The following is a 17,393-nucleotide window of genomic DNA, read 5'->3' on the forward strand; positions in this document are numbered from 1 at the left end:
TACAATCCTGCCCACTTTGGTGGTGCCTGATACGGGTGCCCCACTCACTTTGTACAAGGCGGCCTGTGGGCCGCCTGCTCAACGAGAAATACCGATGAACAACACCGATCTAGTCGCCAAGCTCTGGAAGCTGTGCGACAACCTGCGCGACGGCGGCGTCTCCTACCAGAACTATGTCAACGAACTCGCCTCCCTGCTGTTTCTCAAGATGTGCGAAGAGACCGGACAGGAGACAGATCTGTTGCCGGAGGGGTACCGCTGGCGCGATCTCAAGAGCAAGCTGGGGCAGGAGCAGCACCGCTTCTACCGCAACATGCTGGTTCAGCTCGGGGTTGACGATCACGCCATCGTTCGTGCCATCTTCCAGAACGTCAACACCACCATCACCCAGCCCGCCCAGCTCAGCGAGCTGGTCAGCAACATGGACAAGCTCGAGTGGTTCGACGGGGAAAAGGGCAAGAGCCGCGACGACTTCGGCGACATGTATGAGGGGCTGCTGCAGAAAAATGCCAACGAGACCAAATCCGGCGCCGGTCAATACTTCACCCCGCGCCCGCTCATCAACGCCATCGTGCAGGTGATGCAGCCCGCGCCCCGCGAGGTGATCCAGGATCCCGCCGCCGGGACGGCTGGCTTTCTGATCGAAGCCGACCGCTATATCAAGGCCCACACCCGGGATCTCGATGACCTCGATGAGGCGGACCAGATCTTCCAGATGAAAAAGGCCTTCATCGGCCTCGAGCTGGTGCCGGAGACCCGCCGTCTGGCTCTGATGAACTGCCTGCTGCACGATATCGAAGGGGATGAAAAACACGGGGCGATTCGTTTGGGCAACACCCTGGGCAGCGCCGGTGAAAACTTGCCCAAAGCCAGTCTGATTTTAACCAACCCGCCCTTTGGTAGTGCTGCCAGCACCAATATCACCCGCACCTTTGTGCATCCAACCGGTAACAAGCAGCTCTGTTTTATTCAGCATATCTACGATGCGCTCGAGCCGGGTGGCCGTGCCGCTGTGGTGATCCCCGACAACGTCTTGTTTGAAGGGGGCAAGGGCGCCGAGATCCGCCGCGATCTGATGGACAAATGCAACCTGCACACCATACTGCGTCTGCCCACCGGCATCTTCTATGCCCAGGGCGTCAAAACTAACGTCCTCTTCTTCCAGAAGGGCACCCCGGATAATCCGGCGCAAGACAAAAACTGCACCAAGGAAACCTGGATATTTGATATGCGCACCAATATGAACACCTTTGGTAAGCGCCGCCCATTAACGGAAAAGCACTTTGATGCCTTTATTGCAGCATATGGCAACGATAAAAATGGGCAATCACCACGAACTGAAGGTGTTTACGAGGCCTTGGGGGCAATTTATGCAGGCGGCGATAACTTTGAAGCTCAGAAGCTAGCTGCAATCGAACAGGCTAAGCAAAATGCTGCTGACAAGGAGCAAGCCTTTAATCAAGTCGAGTTTGAACGTGAATATCTGAAAGCCAACGCGCGTTTTCGCAAGTTCAGCCGCGATTATATTCGCGACCAAAAAGGTGATAGCCTGGATATATCTTGGCTGAAAGATTTGGAAGCCACCAGCGCCGAAAACCTACCCGAGCCTGAAGTGCTTGTCGGTGAAGCCATGACCGAGCTCACTGAAGCTATGAGCGAACTGTATCAGTTGATGCTGGCATTGGGGGCTAATGATGAGGCTGAAGCACAAAAGCAGCTGATTGAAGAAGCATTTGGGCTTGAAGAGAAGGTTGAGGTTAATGCTCAGGAGGCCAAGGCATGAGTCAGTTGCCGAGGGGGTGGGTTGAGACAAACTTTGAGGATGTATCTGATTACATTCAAAGAGGTAAAGGACCAAAGTATGCAGAATTCAGTGAATATCCTGTAGTCAATCAGAAGGCTGTGCGCTGGTTCGGGATTCAAGAAGAACATCTGAAGTACGTTCACCCTGAACAATGGGATAAATGGGATGAGCTGAGGTATATTCGTGAAGGCGACATACTTTGGAATTCAACTGGTACAGGAACGATCGGTCGAGCATGCCACATCGATCAGACTCAGCTGTCTAAAGCCAAAGTCGTGGATAGCCATATAACAATTGTTCGTACAAATAAACTTGTCGAATCAAAATTTGCATTCTACTGGATAATGCATCCCGAGACTCAAGGAAATATCAACGGGTTATATAACGGCTCAACGAATCAAGTTGAACTTAGTAAAAAGATAATCGAGTCAACTCGCTTTCCTCTAGCCCCCCTAGCCGAACAAACCTGCATCGTTAAAAAATTGGATGAAGTGTTGGCTCAGGTCGAGGCTACCCAAGCCCGTCTGGCCCGTATTCCGGATATTATCAAGCGTTTCCGCCAATCCGTGCTTTCCGCTGCGGTGAGTGGAAAATTGACAAACAGTGGTTCAAAATATCAAACCATTGAAGTTACAGATACTTGGTCACATGAAATTGAAGGACCTATACATTGGCTGAAATTTAATTTTTCTGATGTGATAAAAATTATTGGTGGTAGTCAACCACCAAAATCTGATTTTTTAAATGAACCCAAGGCTGGATATGTTCGATTGATTCAGATACGAGATTATAAAACTGATGCATACAAAGTATATATTCCATTGGAAAAAGCAAAACGGTTTGTCTCAAAAGATGATGTAATGATCGGACGTTATGGCCCCCCTATATTCCAAATATTAAGGGGGCTTGAAGGTGCATATAATGTTGCTTTGATGAAAGCTGAACCAAAACCAGAATTACTAGATAAAGAGTATCTTTACTGGTTTTTGCAGAATTATAAACTTTTTAACTATATAAATGCAGGTTCAGATAGAACAGCAGGCCAAAGTGGTGTAAATAAAAAACATTTGGAATCTTATCCATTACTTGTTCCCCCGATTGAAGAACAAACCGAAATCGTCCGTCGGGTGGAACAGCTATTTGCCTATGCCGATAGGATCGAGCAGCAGGCCAAGGCGGCCAAAGCGCGGGTGGATAAGCTGACCCAGGCCATTTTGGCCAAGGCGTTTCGTGGCGAGCTGACCGCCGACTGGCGCGCCGCCAACCCGGAGCTGATTAGCGGCGACAATAGCGCCGCCGCCCTGCTGACCCGCATCCAGGCCGAGCGGGCCGCTGCCAAACCGCGCAAGAGCCGCAGGGGGTAATGAACAACGCCGCCACCTTAGCGCGACATGGCCAACCGCAAGGCATCAACCCGGTGCAATGCCTAGCGCATATTGTCCCCTGTGTTGCTGGCGTGCGGCCATTACTTGTATCATCACCAAGATGCCAACCCCTCTATTGACCAGATGGCTGCGCCCAATATGACATCCGATAGCGACACGCTCGAACAGTTGATCCGCCTCGCCAGCAGTAGCCCCCAGGTGCAGGTGCTTTGGCTTTACGGTTCCCGTGCCAAGGGGACGGCAGGGCCCACCAGTGACTGGGATCTGGCGGTGGCGTTCGATCCGGTCAAACAGAGTGGGCCGCTGGGGGTTGTGCTGGAGAACAGGTTGCGGCCAGAACTGCTGGCGTTGGAGTGGCAACGCACTCTGGGGGTGGCGGAAGGGAAACTCTCGGTCGTCGATATCAATCAGGCCCCGATCCCGCTGGCTTTTGCCGTGGTCGCAGCCAATAGCCCTCTTTATTGCCGTGATGAGGGGCGGCGCTTACAGGAAGAGGCTCGCATCATGTCGCAGATGGAACTTGGTTATTCCCATCGCCAGACAGATATCAGCAAGCATCATGCAGAGGAGTAGAAATGAGCGATAACGCCTATATCGGCGCTTTGCGCATCAGCCTGTCGCGCTATCAGGCCGAGCTGTCAGAGATCCGGGCTATTCTGGCGCAGCGTGCGCTTTCCAATCTGGAGTACCGCGCCGCCGAGCGCACTCTGCAAGTTTCTATCGAAGCCTGTATCGGTGTGGCCAAACACTGGGCCAGAGCGCTGGCGGGATACACCCCACAGGATGCCTATCAGGCATTCGAGATCCTTGCCCAGCGTGGTGAGCTATCCCCCGACACGCTGATCGGCTGGCGCAAGATCATTGGCCTTCGCAACGCGCTGGTGCACGACTATCTTAATATCGACCCCGAGATCATACGAAGCGTGATTGGCCAAGGTTATAGCGACCAGCTGTTTACCTTCGGCAGTCAGGGGCTCGACTGGCTGGCTGCTCATCTGGATTAAGCTGCACCTTGTCGGGTCCTCCCAAGATGCGCAGCATTGATGACATCAGACCTAGTTGATGCGTGTGCACTGACCAACAAAAGAGATTGCAAGAGAGGGCCGTTGGTCCTCTCTTGCGTATTAACCCTTAGAAAGGCGAACAGAGGAATACCTGTACCGCAATGAGCTCAAAGACATGATTAAACATCGCTCCATCGGAGCCATCAACAATGATGTCTAGTTGAGTAGGTGTGGGTTCAAATGTGGGTCTAAAACTAAAAAAGCACTTCCATAAAAAATGAAAGTTCCTTTTTTTCAATTGTTTAGTTGTTATGGCTTAGTTTATGCCGTAAAGAACAACATGTTTTATCTCCCTTGATGTCTTGGCCGCCAAAGGTGGCTGGGGTTCAGATGGGTTACGTTGGTGTTGTAACACTTTCCTTCATGAACACAGCCTTACCCGACTAAGACAATACATTGAGATAATGTGGCACCCGCCGTTAGGAAGAACCTTCGGGAGAAAAGTTAGTTCCTACCGCGTGCCAAATGTGGTACCCCATGTGGTACCCAAGACGAAAACCTACAGTGTGCCAGCCATGTGTAAATCATAAGCCACTGTTTTTAATGGTGCCGATAAGGGGAATCGAACTCCTGACCTTCGCATTACGAATGCGCTGCTCTACCAGCTGAGCTATACCGGCTTGCCCCTAGATTCCGAAAAACGGATTGGCAAGTCAATCGAGGAATGTCCGTTTTTCAAGCCCGCTCATGGTGTTAGCCGATGGTGACTGACTGCTTGTTCAGAGATCGGCAAATTCCGGTATGTGGGCCCGGCCACGACTCTCGAGGAAACTGAGCAGAGCACGAGGGGAGCGCGCCAGGATCCGCTCCTCGGGGAAGCCCGTTTCGGTCACCAGGCGCTGGCAATGCTCAAAGTCGCCGACGCTGAAGGCGACATGGGAGTCGGAGCCGAAGGTGAGATAGGCTCCCAGATCCCGCGCGGCTTCTACGATGGCGCGACAGTTATCTTCACTGCCAGCCCGGGAGTGGCTAAAGGAGGAGTTGTTGACCTCCAGCGCGACCCTGTATTCGGCGGCGGCCTTTACCACGGCCTGGATGTCGATGGGGAAAGCGGGGTTGCCCGGGTGGCTTATCATGTCGACCCGACCGCTCTTGATGGCATTGATCATCGCCTGGGTATGGGTCGCCCGATCGCACGGGGGAAACACGGGCTCATGGAAGCCGGCCATGATCATGTCGAGTCGGGATTCGTAGCGCTCGGGGAAATCTATCTCTCCGTCCAGATTCTTGATGTTGGCCTCTATGCCTCTCAGTATGCCGACTCCGTCTACGACCCGTGGTAACACATGCAGGTTCACGAAGTGCCAGAAGTGAGGGGCATCGGCCATATCCGGGCCATGATCCGTGGTGGCGAACAGCTTGATCCCCTTGGCCTTGGCAATGGGCAGGTAATCGTGAATGGTGCTGTAGGCGTGGGTGCTGGCGACCGTGTGGGTATGGGTGTCGACTGTGTACTTCATGGCGTTCCCCTCGATGTTCAGAGCCGGGTGGTGGAGCGCCAGCATAGCAAAAAGAGCGGTATGGGGCCACGATGGGGGCCTGTCATACTTTGTCACAAATGCTTGTCACTCTGACAAAGTTTGCCCAAGACTATTGGGTAGCATGTGACCATCGATGTGCAGCCTGAACTTCCATCGATGGGTTGGGTCAGGACGACGCAACCTCCCTTTCCCCACCGTCGCTCTGCGGCGGTTTTTTTTATCTTTTTTTCCCTTTCAAGCCAGTCGTTGCCACTGAACCATGGGCTGCACCATAAAAAAATGCCCAATCAGCACGGGGCTGGTTGGGCGAGACTTAATGTTTAATTGCAGTGGCATAGATATAGAGTGCGTTCTTTGGTCAAAGTTCAAAGTTTTTTAATAAAACATTTCCCTAACCTCCATTCACATTCTCTTGACACCTCAGGCCGTGAAACGTACTTTTTAAACATTCGTTTAAGTGAGGTGTGCTGTGAGCAAGATTGATACCAAGAACCGTATTCTCGATGCTGCCGAGGTGTTGTTTGCCGAGCGGGGATTCGCTGATACCTCTTTGCGTCTGATCACCAGTGAGGCCGACGTCAATCTGGCCTCGGTGAACTATCACTTCGGCTCCAAGAAGGAGCTGATCCAGGCGGTGCTGGACCGCTATCTCTCCCTGTTTATGCCAGAGCTGGATGCCAAGCTGAGAGCCCTCATTGAACAGGATGAGCTCACCCTGCTGCCGGTGTTTGAGAGCTTCGTCAGTCCCTTGATGAAGCTGGTTGCGGTACGTCCTCAGGGGCCGGCGATTTTCATGCAGTTGCTGGGCCGTGGCTATATCGATAGCCAGGGTCACCTTCGCCGCTTCATCACCACTCACTATGGTGACGTGCTGCAAAGGATCACCCTGGCGATTTCAAAGGCCAATCCCGAGCTGACCCCGGCAGACTTGTTCTGGCGACTGCACTTCACCCTGGGCACCGTGGTCTTCACCATGGCCTCTGCCGATGCCCTGCGCGACATAGCTCAGGCCGATTTTGGTCAGTGCCTCGATGTGGAAGCGCTGGTGCGCAACGTTATTCCTTACCTGGCTGCCGGTGTCGGTGCGCCCGTGGAGTCGACCAGGTTATCCCTGGCTGTCTAATCAAAACAATAAGTTAACGGAACTGTGAAAGAGAGGGAACTGAACCATGATCACATTGCTTGTCCTGCTGCTGGTGGCCGTTGCGGTAGTGCTCGGCGTCCCGGCTATCCGTAAGAAGCTGGTGACCCGTCCGGTCTTTGGCATCTTCAAGAAGATATTACCGCCGCTGTCGGCCACCGAACGCGAGGCCATGGAAGCGGGCTCCGTCTGGTGGGATGGCGAGTTGTTTCGTGGCAACCCGGACTGGAAGAAACTGCATGGCTACGGCAAGCCGACCCTGAATGCCGATGAGCAGAGCTTCATCGACAATCAGGTCGAGACCCTGCTCGCCATGATTGACGACTTCAAGATAGTCAACGAAACCAAGGATCTGCCCGAAGCGGTCTGGGATTATCTGAAGAAGGAGGGGTTCTTCGCGCTCATCATCCCAAGATCCTACGGTGGTCGCGAGTTTTCGGCCATTGCCAACTCCACCATAGTCACCCGTATCGCCACCAAGAGCCTGAGCGTGGCGGTCACCGTCATGGTGCCCAACTCCCTGGGGCCGGGCGAGCTGTTGATGCACTACGGCACCCAGGCCCAGAAGGACTTCTGGCTGCCGAGTCTGGCCAATGGCAAAGACGTGCCCTGCTTCGCCCTGACCGGACCGGAAGCCGGCTCCGATGCCGGTGCCATCCCGGACAAGGGGATCATCTGCAAGGGGCTCTACAAGGGGGAGGAAGTGCTCGGTATTCGCCTCAACTGGAACAAGCGTTACATCACACTGGCGCCGCGCGCCACCGTGCTGGGGCTGGCGTTCAAGCTCTACGATCCGGAAAAACTGCTGGGTGACAAAGAAGAGCTGGGCATCACCTGCGCCCTGATCCCGACCAGTCATCCCGGGGTGCGAGTCGGCGATCGCCACTACCCCATGGGGCTGGCGTTCCTCAATGGCCCCACCTTCGGTAAAGATGTGTTCATCCCCATTGACTGGATCATCGGCGGGCAGGATTACGCGGGCCGCGGCTGGCGCATGCTGGTCGAGTGTCTCTCCGCCGGGCGTGGCATCTCCTTGCCAGCCCTGGGCACCGCCTGCGGTCACATGGCGAGCCGCACCGTCAGTGCCTACGCCTATGTGCGCAAGCAGTTCGGCATGTCCATCGGCAAGTTCGAAGGGGTACAAGAGGCCATGGCGCGCATCGGCGGCCTGACCTATCAACTGGAAGGGGCCCGTCGCATGACCGCCGGTTCACTGGATCTGGGGCAGGCTCCGGCCATCGTCACCGCCATTTCCAAGTACCACATGACGGAGATGGCGCGCCAGATCATGGATGACTCCATGGACATCCATGCCGGCCGTGCCATCCAGCTCGGTCCGAAGAACTACACGGGTTACGCCTACATGGGCATACCGGTCGCCATCACGGTGGAGGGGGCCAACATACTGACCCGCAACCTGATGATCTTCGGTCAGGGCGCCACGCGCTGCCACCCCTATGTCTTCGGCGAGATGGAAGCGGCGGCGGATCCAGATAGCGAACGTGGTCTCGAGAAATTCGATGGTCTGCTGATGAAGCATCTGGCCTTCGGGGCGGGCAACTTCTTCGGTGCCCTCGGTCAGGGGTTGACCCTGGGTCGCTTCAACAGTGCTCCCGTGGGTGGCGAGACGGCGCGCTATTATCAGCAGCTGTCGCGCATGAGTAAGGGGCTGGCCCTGTGTGCCGACATCTCCATGTTGATGCTGGGTGGCGATCTCAAGCGCAAGGAGATGATCTCGGCCCGCCTGGGGGATGTGTTGAGCCACCTCTACCTGGCCTCCTCGACCCTCAAGCACTATGAGGATCAGGGGCGCATGGTATCGGATCTGCCCTTCGTCCAGTATGCCCTGGAGCGTAACTTGCACCTTATCGGCAAGGCGTTTGATGGCTTCTTCCAGAACTTCCCGAACAAGGTCGTCGGCGCCCTGCTCAAGCGGGTGGTCTTCCCGTTCGGCATTCATTATCAGATGCCCGCCGATGACCGTTGTCACTCAATCTGCCAGGCCATGATGAAGCCGGGCGAGTTCCGGGATCGTCTCACCGCCTTGTGCTACGTAGGCAAGGATGAGCAGGATGCCGTCGGTCAGATGGAGCGTGCCTTCCTGGCCATGGTAGCGGTACAACCTCTGGAGAAGAAGATCGCCCAGGCTCAGAAAGAGAAGCGTCTGCCCCGCAAGCTGGCGATTGCCGATCTGGTGAGTTCGGCCCTGGCCCAGTCCATTCTGACCCAGGCTGAGGCAGACCAGTTGCTGGCCGCCGATGCCCTGCGTTACGAGGCCATCCAGGTTGACAACTTTGCCCCCGGTGAACTCGAGTCCATGGGGCAGGCAGCCCGGGTCGACGACGCGGCATAAGATCTTTTCCTACTGTTTCAACCGGCCTTGATGGCCGGTTTTTTTGTTGGTATTTCGAGCATTTACAATTAATTGGATTTCCAGTTTAATGATTTGCCCCCTAACCCTTGGGGCAGGAAGCAGGCCCGCGGAGCGGGTCGATAACAACAAAATCAGGGAAGATGAAATGAATCTCGCCAAGACGGCGATCGAACGCCCCATTTGGGTGGCGGTCTCGGTCGTGCTCATCTTTTTGGCAGGACTGCTCAGTATTCGCAGCCTGCCGGTACAGCTATTTCCCGACATAGACAGGCCCCATCTCAACATCTCTGTCTCCTGGCGCTCGGCCTCGCCCCAGGAGATGGAGTCCGAGATAACCGATCCCATCGAGCAGGAGCTGCAAGGGGTGCAGGGCCTCAAGAGCCTGACCAGCAACAGTTACCCCGGTTTCGTCGAGATGGATCTGGAGTTTGCCATCGGCACCGACATGCAGCGGGTTCAGCTGGAGATCATCTCCCGCCTGAACCGGGTCTCCAGTCTGCCGGACAACATAGATGGTCCCTATCTCAACAACTACAGCAGCAACGACACCCTCACCTTCTTCTTCATTCAGCAACTGCCGGGGGCCAAGGGAACCATCGATGATCAGCAGCCGCTGATCGAATCCAGGGTCAAGCCTGAGCTGGAGCGTATCCCCGGGGTCTCTACCGTGGAGATAGACGGCATCAATGCCCGCCAGCTCCAGATCCGCTTCGATCCCTATCGCGCCGCCGAGCTGGGGGTGGAGATCCCCGTGCTGGCGAGCCGGGCGGCGACCGGCTGGGACGTCTCCGCCGGTACCCTGGACATAGGGCGCTGGGAATACAAGCTGCGCTTCGCGGGTCGCTACGATGTCGAGACCCTGGGGGACAAGGTGGTGGACTGGCGCGATGGCCTGCCCATTTATCTGCGCGATGTGGCCGAGGTGCGGCTGACCCGGGAGACGTCCCCCGTGCTGCGGATCCAGAATGGCAACCAGGCTATTTCAGCCCAGATCTTCAAGGAGAATGGTGCCAATGCCCTGGCGGCCCTTGAGGCGATCAAGGCCAGGGTGGCGGATCTCAACCGCGAGGTGCTCGAACCCGCCGGGCTGCACATGGAGCAATCATTCGATGCCTCCCTCTATATCAATCGCGCCATCCACATGGTCACCGCCAACCTGGGGCTGGGGGTACTGCTCTCCTGCGCCATCCTCTGGGTCTTTCTGCGCCAGCTCAAGGCGACCCTGATGATAGCCCTCGCCATTCCCATCAGCATCATGTTGACCCTCTGCCTGCTCAAGCTGATGGACAGGACCCTCAACGTCATCTCTCTGGCCGGGATAGCCTTCGCGGTGGGCATGGTGCTCGATGCCGCCATTGTGGTGCTGGAGAGTATCTACCGGCGCCATGAGCGGGGGGACATCGACAAGGCGGGGGCGGCGTTGGCGGGCACCCGCCAGGTGTGGGCGGCACTGGTGGCCTCGACCCTGACCACAGTCGCCATCTTCCTGCCGGTCTTGCTGCTCAATGATGTCGAAGGCCAGCTGTTTGCGGATCTGGCGCTGACCATTGCCTGCGCCGTGACCGTCTCCATGCTGGTGGCGGTCTCCGTGCTGCCGGCCGTGGCCTCGCGCTGGATGGGGCAAGACCGATTGACAGATCCCTATGCAGGCCATTGGCACAGGGCCACGATGCGCATCATCCACTGGACGCGCACCCCGGCGCGGCGCTGGGCCATCATCCTTACCATGATGAGCCTGCCTGTGCTGGCGACCTGGGCCCTGCTGCCCAAGATGAACTACCTGCCGGATGTGAAGCGTGACGCTATCGATGTCTGGATGAGTTTTACCCCCGGCGTCAATCTCAAGGCCCAGCGCGAGGAGGTGATCGATACCCTGATCGCCCGTCTCGACCCTTACATGAGAGGAGTCAAGGAACCGGCGCTCAAGAACTACTACATCATGCGCTACCCGGGTGGAGCCCAGATTGGGGTGCGGGCCAGGGACGATGATCGCATCAAGGAGCTGGAAACCCTGCTGATGAAGGATCTGCTGCAGGGCATCCCCGATACCCGGGCCTTCGGTGGCCAGGGCTCGCTGTTTGGCGGCTTCGACAGCGAGAACGGGGTCGAGCTGTTGCTCCAGGGCGGATCCCTGCCTGCACTCTATCGGGCGGCGCGCACGGCCATGGAGATAGTCAAACAAGACTTGCCGGGCGCCCAGGTGCGACCCGAGCCCTCCCTGGATTTCACGGCCCCCGAGCTGCGGCTGGTGCCGCAAGACCGGCGCCTCGCCGAGGTGGGTTGGGATCGCGGCCCCATGCCGACCATCATTCAGACCTTCGGAGATGGCCTGCGGGTCGGCGAGTATTTTGATGGGGATGAGCGTTTCGACATCCTGCTGATGGGGCAGACCTCGGGCAATCCGGACGATCTGAAAGCGGTGCCCCTGGCCACCCCCAGGGGGGGCATAGTCCCCCTGGGGGAGCTGCTGAAGGTCGACCATGACATGGGTCCCTCCGGCATCTTTCGTGCCGACGGTCGTCGTAGCCTGAGCCTGCATATCACCCCACCGGAGGGGATGAGCATGGAGCAGGTGCTCGATACCCTCAAGGGCAAGAGCTTCGCCCGTATCCGGCCCGAGCTGCCGGCCGGGGGCGAGCTGCGGGTAGTGGGCAATGCCGACAGCCTGCAACAGGCCCTCGGCAACCTGGGCAGCATCTTTCTGTTTGCGCTGGTGATACTGCTGGTGCTGCTCTGGGGGCTGTTTGCCTCGGTCAGGGATGCTTTGCTGGTGCTGCTGACCCTGCCGCTCGCCACCGTCGGTGGCGTGGTGGCCCTCAAGCTGAGCGGGTTGGTAGTACCGTTGCCGATGGATCTGCTCACCCTCATCGGCTTCGTCATCCTGCTGGGGCTGGTGGTCAACAATGCCATCTTGCTGGTGCATCAGACCCGCACGGCCGAGCGCGAGGGATTGGATCGCGGTGCGGCGGTGGCGGATGCGCTGCAGAGCCGGATGCGCCCTATCGCCATGACCAGTCTGACCAGCATCTTCGGCATGTTGCCCCTGATGCTGAGCCCGAGTGCAGGCAGTGAAATTTATCGGGGGCTGGCCACCGTCATCGTCGGCGGCATGAGCTGCAGTACCTTGTTTACGTTGATATTGCTGCCTGCCTTCCTGCGACTGGGAGAGCAGACGCCGGTCAGGGTTGCGCTGCGTCAGCGGGCCTGATGCGAGGTTGGACATGATGAGACTCGGATCCATGGATAAGGAGAGGAATGTGAACAAGATCATTGCCGGGCTGGCCCTGATGGCCAGCCTGCCACTCTGGGCAAAGTCGGTCACCCTGGCCGAGGTGACACAAGGGGAGGCCGGAGCCAGTCTCTGGGTCAGCGGCACTGTCGCGAGTCGTCAGCAGGCGGAACTCAGCGCCGAGTTCAGTGGTCGGGTCGAGTGGATAGCCGACTTTGGCAGCCGGGTCGAGGCGGGGCAGGAGTTGCTGCGCCTCGACGCCGCGGCGCTGCGTCTCTCCCTCGAGCAGGCCCGCGCCGAGCAGGCCAAGTGGGCCAGCAGCCTGCGTTTTGCCAAGGCGGAGTTCGAGCGCCAAGACAAGCTGCGCAAGCAGAACAATGCCTCCCTCAGCCAGTTCGACAAGGCGCGACTCGAGGTGGAACAGGCCAATTTGGCGTTGCAGCTGGCGAGCATAGCGGCGCGCCAGATAGAGGAGCAGATCCGCCGCAGCCATATTTATGCCCCCTTTGCCGGGGTGGTCAACAGTCACTTCATTCAGCCAGGTGAGCACGTGGATGCGGGGGAGAGGGCGCTGGAGCTGGTCAACCCGGATGCCCCGGATATCCGGTTGCAGGCCCCCATCGACTGGGCCCTGCGTCTGGCCCCCCAGACGACGCTCAAGGTCGAGGGAGGGGCGCTGCGGGGCGAGGCGACCTATTACCAGCGGGCGGCGAGCGCCGATCCCAGCTCCCGGCTCATCGAGCTGCGGCTCAAGCCGAGTCAGGGCCACTACATCATAGGGGCGCCGGTACGGGTCGCGCTGCCCATGGGGGAGCAGCAGACCATGTTGCTGCCCCGGGATGCCCTGGTGCTCAATACCCAGGGCAGCGTGGTCTATCGGGTCTTGGGGGAGGGGGATGCCCTGACGGTGAGTCGGGTGCCGGTCACCATTTTGTTTGGCGACGAGCACCAGGTCGCCATCAGTGGCGATCTTAAACAGGGGGACAGGGTCGTGGTGCGCGGTGCCGGGACCCTGAGCGATGGCGACAAGGTCGAACTCTATCGCGGCAGTTGAGGTGCTCTCTTTTGAGGTCTCGGTTTGCTGGCTGGCAGCCACAAAAACGGCTCCCTCGGGAGCCGTTTTTCATCATGATGGCGGCAATTATTCGACCATCATCACCTTGCAGGTGTTGGTACTGCCCACGGTTTCCATCTTGTCGCCATGGGTCAGCAACACCATGTCGCCGCTCTTGAGCAGTCCCTTGGCCTTGAGCACTTCCAGGGCCTCGCGGCACACCTCGTAGACGGGGCGGCTCTCATCGGCATCGAACAGTACCGGGGTGACGCCGCGGTAGAGATTGGTCCAGGAGAGGGTCTTGGCGTGGGGAGACATGGCGAAGATCGGCAGGCCGGAGCTGATGCGCGACATCAACAGCGGCGTGGTGCCCGATTCGGTCAGCGCGACGATGGCCTGCACCCCTTCCAGGTGGTTGGCGGCATACATGGTCGACATGGCCACCGCCTCTTCCACCGAGGTGAAGGTGTAGTTCATGCGATGGTTGGAGACATTGATGCTGGGATGCTTCTCGGCGCCCACGCAGACGCTGGCCATGGAGGTGACCGTCTCGATGGGGAACTGGCCGGCGGCGGTCTCGGCGGAGAGCATGACGGCATCTGTGCCATCGAGCACGGCGTTGGCCACGTCCATCACCTCGGCGCGGGTCGGCAGCGGGGCGTTGATCATGGACTCCATCATCTGGGTGGCGGTGATGACGATGCGATTGAGGCGACGGGAGTGACGGATCAGCTTCTTCTGTACCCCGACCAGCTCGGGATCGCCAATCTCGACCCCGAGATCGCCCCGCGCCACCATGACGGCGTCGGAGCCGAGGATGATGTCTTCCATCGCCTCATCGGTGGCGACGGTTTCGGCGCGCTCGACCTTGGCGACTATCTTGGCGTTGGAGCCGGCTTCACGGGCCAGTTCGCGGGCATAGCGCAGGTCATCGCCGCAGCGGGGGAAGGAGACGGCCAGGTAGTCCACGTTCATGCGGGCGGCGGTCTTGATGTCTTCCTTGTCTTTGTCGGTCAGGGCCGGGGCCGAGAGGCCACCCCCCTGCTTGTTGATGCCCTTGTTATTGGAGAGCGGGCCGGCCACGGTGACCGTGGTGTGGATGCGGCTGCCTGCCACGCGCTCAACCTTGAGCTGTACCCGACCATCGTCGAGCAGCAATACATCGCCTGCCACCACGTCATCGGGCAGGCTCTTGTAGTCGATACCAACCTGCTCCTGGCAACCATCACCCTTGCCGAGGGCGGCATCCAGGATGAAGCTGTCGCCGATGGCCAGGTAGATCTTGCCATCTTTAAAGGTGGAGACTCGGATCTTGGGCCCCTGCAGATCCCCCATGATGGCGACATGGCGGCCCAGCTTGGCGGCGATGGCGCGAACCTGTTCGGCCCGCTGGATATGGTCTTCTGCACTGCCGTGAGAGAAATTCATTCGCACCATGTCGGCACCGGCGCGGATGATCCCCTCGAGGATGCCTTCGCGGTCGGTAGCAGGACCGAGTGTGGTCACAATCTTTGTACGTCTTGGCATGAAAGACTCCAGTTTGAAGTTGATATGACTTGAAATACTGTCCCGGCGGGCAGAGGCCCAAACGCCATCTGAGGGGATATTGTTGCTAAATGACAATACTACAGAATGGCGGCGGGTACACCTAGTGGGGGCACAGGGCCCCCATCGACTCAGGCAGAGTGCGGTGTATCAAAGCGGGATTCGCGAAGACCTTCTTTGACCTTCTTCAGGTTTTCGCGAAATTTCATGCCACGGCGCAGGGTAAAACCGGTGGCCAGCACGTCCACCAGGGCGAGCTGGGCAATGCGCGATGCCATGGGCATGTAGACGTCGGTGTCTTCCGGTACATCCATGGAGAGCACCAGGTTGCACTCCCGGGCCAGGGGAGAGTCCTTGGCGGTCATGCCGATGACGGTGGCATCATTCTCGCGGGCCAGGGCGGCGATCTCGACCAGGGCCTTGGTGCGACCGGTGTGGGAGATGAGCACTACCACATCCCCTTCGCTGCTGTTGATGCAGCTCATGCGCATCATGACGATGTCATCGAAGCTCACCACCGGGATATTGAAGCGGAAAAACTTGTTCTGGGCATCCCGGGCCACGGCGGAGGAGGCCCCCAGGCCGAAGAAACTGATCTTCTTGGATTGGGTCAGGATATCGACGCAGCGATTGATGGCGGAGATATCCAGGCTGTTCTTGGCCGCATCCAGACAGGCCATGGTGGACTCGAAGATCTTGGCGGTGTAAATCTCGGGGCCATCTTCGGCCTCCACGTGGCGATTCACATAGGGGGTGCCATTGGCCAGGCTCTGGGCCAGGTGCAGCTTGAAGTCCGGGAAACCCTTGGTATCGAGACGACGACAGAAGCGGTTGACCGTGGGCTCGCTGACATCGGCCAGCTTGGCGAGGGCGGCGATGCTGGAGTGAATGGCCGTCTGGGGAGAGGCGAGGATCACCTCGGCGACTTTGCGCTCCGACTTACTGAAACTTTCCAGATTGTTCGTAATCTTATCGAGGGTATTCATCATTACCACCAGGCTTTCTTGTAATTTAGCTTCAGTGTCTTTGCACTAAATAGAGGGCTAAAAAGGTTTCCAATTACGCCAAGGACTATACAAGACAAGCGCTTATCGGCACTAATCTCGGCCCTGTAAAGTATGACTCATGTCTAATTATTTCGTTATTTTGGTTACAAATTTCCAGAACCCCTTTGAAACCGCTTACAAATGTTGCAAAGCAACAACACTGTGAGCCCGCGCACGTTTGTGGTGTCCAACTCCCCTCGTAAAGGAGCGCCTCGGGTAGAATCCCAGCCAAATAATAAGCTCGGGTGTCAGCACTGCCGGGCCCTTAACGAAGGAACGAAGGAGTGATTATGCAGCATACCCATGCCCTGGTTGGCGATGTGGGCGGCACCAACGCCAGGCTTGCCTTGTGTGAATTGAGCTCGGGCACCATCACCTTGCCCAAGACCTATTCCGGATTGGAGCACCCCTCCCTCGAGGCGGTGATCCGCCTCTATCTCGCCGAACATCAGGTGTCGGTGAGCGAGGCGTGCATCGCCATCGCCTGCCCGGTCAATGGCGACTGGGTGGCGATGACCAACCACAGTTGGGAGTTCTCCATTGCCCAGATGCAGGCCGATCTGGGTCTGGCTCGTCTGCTGGTGATCAATGACTTCACCGCCGTCTCCATGGCCGTGCCGGTGCTTGGCGAAGATGACAGGATCCAGCTCGGTGGCGGCCAGGCTCAGACTGGCAAGCCGGTGGCCATCTATGGTGCGGGCACCGGCCTTGGGGTCGCGCATCTTGTGCAGGCGGCGGGACAGTGGTTGAGCCTGCCGGGAGAGGGGGGACACACGGACTTTGCCGCCAACACGGAAGAAGAGGATGCGGTGTTGCAGGTGATGCGCGCCGAGCTGGGTCATGTCTCGGCCGAGCGCTTCCTCTCAGGTCCCGGGCTGGTGAATCTCTACCGTGGTCTGGTCAAGTCCGATGGTCGCGAGCCTGCCGAGTTGGCGCCAAAAGACATCACAGAGCGGGCGCTGGCGGGTGACTGCCTCGATTGCCGCCGCACCCTGAGCCTGTTCTGCGTCTTGATGGGGCGTTTCGCGGGCAATCTGGCGCTCAACATGGGCACATTCGGCGGCGTCTATATTGCTGGCGGCATAGTGCCGCGCTTCCAGGCGTTCTTCCTCGCCTCGGGTTTTCGGGTGGCCTTCGAAGACAAGGGGCGGTTCAAGCCCTATCTCAAGGAGATCCCGGTCTTCCTCATCACCCATCAGGGACCGGGTCTGCTCGGGGCGGGGGCCTATCTGCGTCAGGCCATGGGGATAGCGCTCTGATTCAGCCCCAA

General features: G+C 58.1%; 12 protein-coding genes and 1 tRNA gene. 9 read left to right on the forward strand and 4 right to left on the reverse strand.

The window, feature by feature from the left end; genetic code table 11:
• Positions 1–94 precede the first annotated feature (94 nt).
• The 4 genes from M2367_RS02005 to M2367_RS02020 all read left to right on the forward strand — a co-directional run bounded on the left by M2367_RS02005 (position 95) and on the right by M2367_RS02020 (position 4,193).
• Positions 95–1,783 carry a type I restriction-modification system subunit M gene (locus M2367_RS02005; RefSeq protein ID WP_259235616.1) on the forward strand — a complete coding sequence of 563 codons (1,689 nt, stop codon included), beginning with the start codon at positions 95–97 and terminating at the stop codon, positions 1,781–1,783.
• The gene (locus tag M2367_RS02010) at positions 1,780–3,168 is read left to right on the forward strand and encodes a restriction endonuclease subunit S (protein WP_259235617.1); all 1,389 of its coding nucleotides are present in this window, start codon (positions 1,780–1,782) and stop codon (positions 3,166–3,168) included. The genes M2367_RS02005 and M2367_RS02010 overlap by 4 nt, the downstream gene beginning before the upstream one ends.
• Before the next feature lie 159 nt (positions 3,169–3,327).
• Positions 3,328–3,762 (forward strand): type VII toxin-antitoxin system MntA family adenylyltransferase antitoxin, encoded by a 435-nt coding sequence (locus tag M2367_RS02015; protein ID WP_259235618.1) that lies wholly within the window; start codon positions 3,328–3,330, stop codon positions 3,760–3,762.
• A 2-nt stretch (positions 3,763–3,764) separates the two neighbouring features.
• Positions 3,765–4,193, forward strand: coding sequence for a type VII toxin-antitoxin system HepT family RNase toxin (locus tag M2367_RS02020; protein WP_259235619.1), 429 nt, complete (start codon positions 3,765–3,767; stop codon positions 4,191–4,193).
• Positions 4,194–4,797: 604 nt separating this feature from the next.
• Here M2367_RS02020 and M2367_RS02025 read toward each other — a convergent pair.
• A tRNA-Thr gene (locus M2367_RS02025) sits at positions 4,798–4,873 on the reverse strand.
• Positions 4,874–4,972: 99 nt separating this feature from the next.
• On the reverse strand, positions 4,973–5,713 hold the full coding sequence (locus tag M2367_RS02030; protein WP_042040597.1) for a phosphatase: 741 nt from the start codon (positions 5,711–5,713) through the stop codon (positions 4,973–4,975).
• Between the two features lie 490 nt (positions 5,714–6,203).
• On the opposite strand from M2367_RS02030, the gene M2367_RS02035 reads away from it, so the two are divergent.
• The 4 genes from M2367_RS02035 (at position 6,204) to M2367_RS02050 (ending at position 13,532) form a co-directional block, all read left to right on the forward strand.
• Positions 6,204–6,857: a TetR/AcrR family transcriptional regulator gene (locus M2367_RS02035; protein WP_259235620.1), complete on the forward strand. Its 654-nt coding sequence runs from the start codon at positions 6,204–6,206 to the stop codon at positions 6,855–6,857.
• Between the two features lie 46 nt (positions 6,858–6,903).
• The gene (locus tag M2367_RS02040) at positions 6,904–9,228 is read left to right on the forward strand and encodes an acyl-CoA dehydrogenase (protein ID WP_042040595.1); all 2,325 of its coding nucleotides are present in this window, start codon (positions 6,904–6,906) and stop codon (positions 9,226–9,228) included.
• A 166-nt stretch (positions 9,229–9,394) separates the two neighbouring features.
• Entirely contained in the window at positions 9,395–12,457 is a 3,063-nt protein-coding gene (locus M2367_RS02045; protein ID WP_259235621.1) for an efflux RND transporter permease subunit, read from the forward strand.
• A 31-nt stretch (positions 12,458–12,488) separates the two neighbouring features.
• On the forward strand, positions 12,489–13,532 hold the full coding sequence (locus M2367_RS02050) for an efflux RND transporter periplasmic adaptor subunit (RefSeq protein WP_259235622.1): 1,044 nt from the start codon (positions 12,489–12,491) through the stop codon (positions 13,530–13,532).
• Positions 13,533–13,619: 87 nt separating this feature from the next.
• Here the strand turns inward: M2367_RS02050 and pyk are convergent, their stop codons facing one another.
• A complete protein-coding gene (gene pyk / locus M2367_RS02055) occupies positions 13,620–15,059 on the reverse strand; it encodes a pyruvate kinase (protein ID WP_042040591.1) in 1,440 nt (479 codons plus the stop codon).
• A 149-nt stretch (positions 15,060–15,208) separates the two neighbouring features.
• Positions 15,209–16,066, reverse strand: coding sequence for a MurR/RpiR family transcriptional regulator (locus M2367_RS02060; protein ID WP_042040590.1), 858 nt, complete (start codon positions 16,064–16,066; stop codon positions 15,209–15,211).
• Between the two features lie 347 nt (positions 16,067–16,413).
• Between M2367_RS02060 and glk the strand changes: the two genes are divergently transcribed.
• Complete coding sequence (glk, locus tag M2367_RS02065) at positions 16,414–17,382, forward strand: glucokinase (protein WP_259235623.1); 969 nt, start codon at positions 16,414–16,416, stop codon at positions 17,380–17,382.
• Positions 17,383–17,393 lie beyond the last annotated feature (11 nt).

This window comes from Aeromonas sp. BIGb0445, assembly GCF_024809075.1.
Classification (GTDB): Bacteria; Pseudomonadota; Gammaproteobacteria; order Enterobacterales; family Aeromonadaceae; genus Aeromonas; species Aeromonas rivuli.

Bases quoted from the DNA above. Each gene is read 5' to 3' on its own strand.
- M2367_RS02005 (WP_259235616.1), top strand. From the start codon at position 95: ATGAACAACACCGATCTAGTCGCCAAGCTCTGGAAGCTGTGCGACAAC.
- M2367_RS02010 (WP_259235617.1), top strand. From the start codon at position 1,780: ATGAGTCAGTTGCCGAGGGGGTGGGTTGAGACAAACTTTGAGGATGTA.
- M2367_RS02015 (WP_259235618.1), top strand. From the start codon at position 3,328: ATGACATCCGATAGCGACACGCTCGAACAGTTGATCCGCCTCGCCAGC.
- M2367_RS02020 (WP_259235619.1), top strand. From the start codon at position 3,765: ATGAGCGATAACGCCTATATCGGCGCTTTGCGCATCAGCCTGTCGCGC.
- M2367_RS02030 (WP_042040597.1), bottom strand. From the start codon at position 5,713: ATGAAGTACACAGTCGACACCCATACCCACACGGTCGCCAGCACCCAC.
- M2367_RS02040 (WP_042040595.1), top strand. From the start codon at position 6,904: ATGATCACATTGCTTGTCCTGCTGCTGGTGGCCGTTGCGGTAGTGCTC.
- M2367_RS02045 (WP_259235621.1), top strand. From the start codon at position 9,395: ATGAATCTCGCCAAGACGGCGATCGAACGCCCCATTTGGGTGGCGGTC.
- M2367_RS02050 (WP_259235622.1), top strand. From the start codon at position 12,489: ATGGATAAGGAGAGGAATGTGAACAAGATCATTGCCGGGCTGGCCCTG.
- pyk (WP_042040591.1), bottom strand. From the start codon at position 15,059: ATGCCAAGACGTACAAAGATTGTGACCACACTCGGTCCTGCTACCGAC.
- M2367_RS02060 (WP_042040590.1), bottom strand. From the start codon at position 16,066: ATGATGAATACCCTCGATAAGATTACGAACAATCTGGAAAGTTTCAGT.
- glk (WP_259235623.1), top strand. From the start codon at position 16,414: ATGCAGCATACCCATGCCCTGGTTGGCGATGTGGGCGGCACCAACGCC.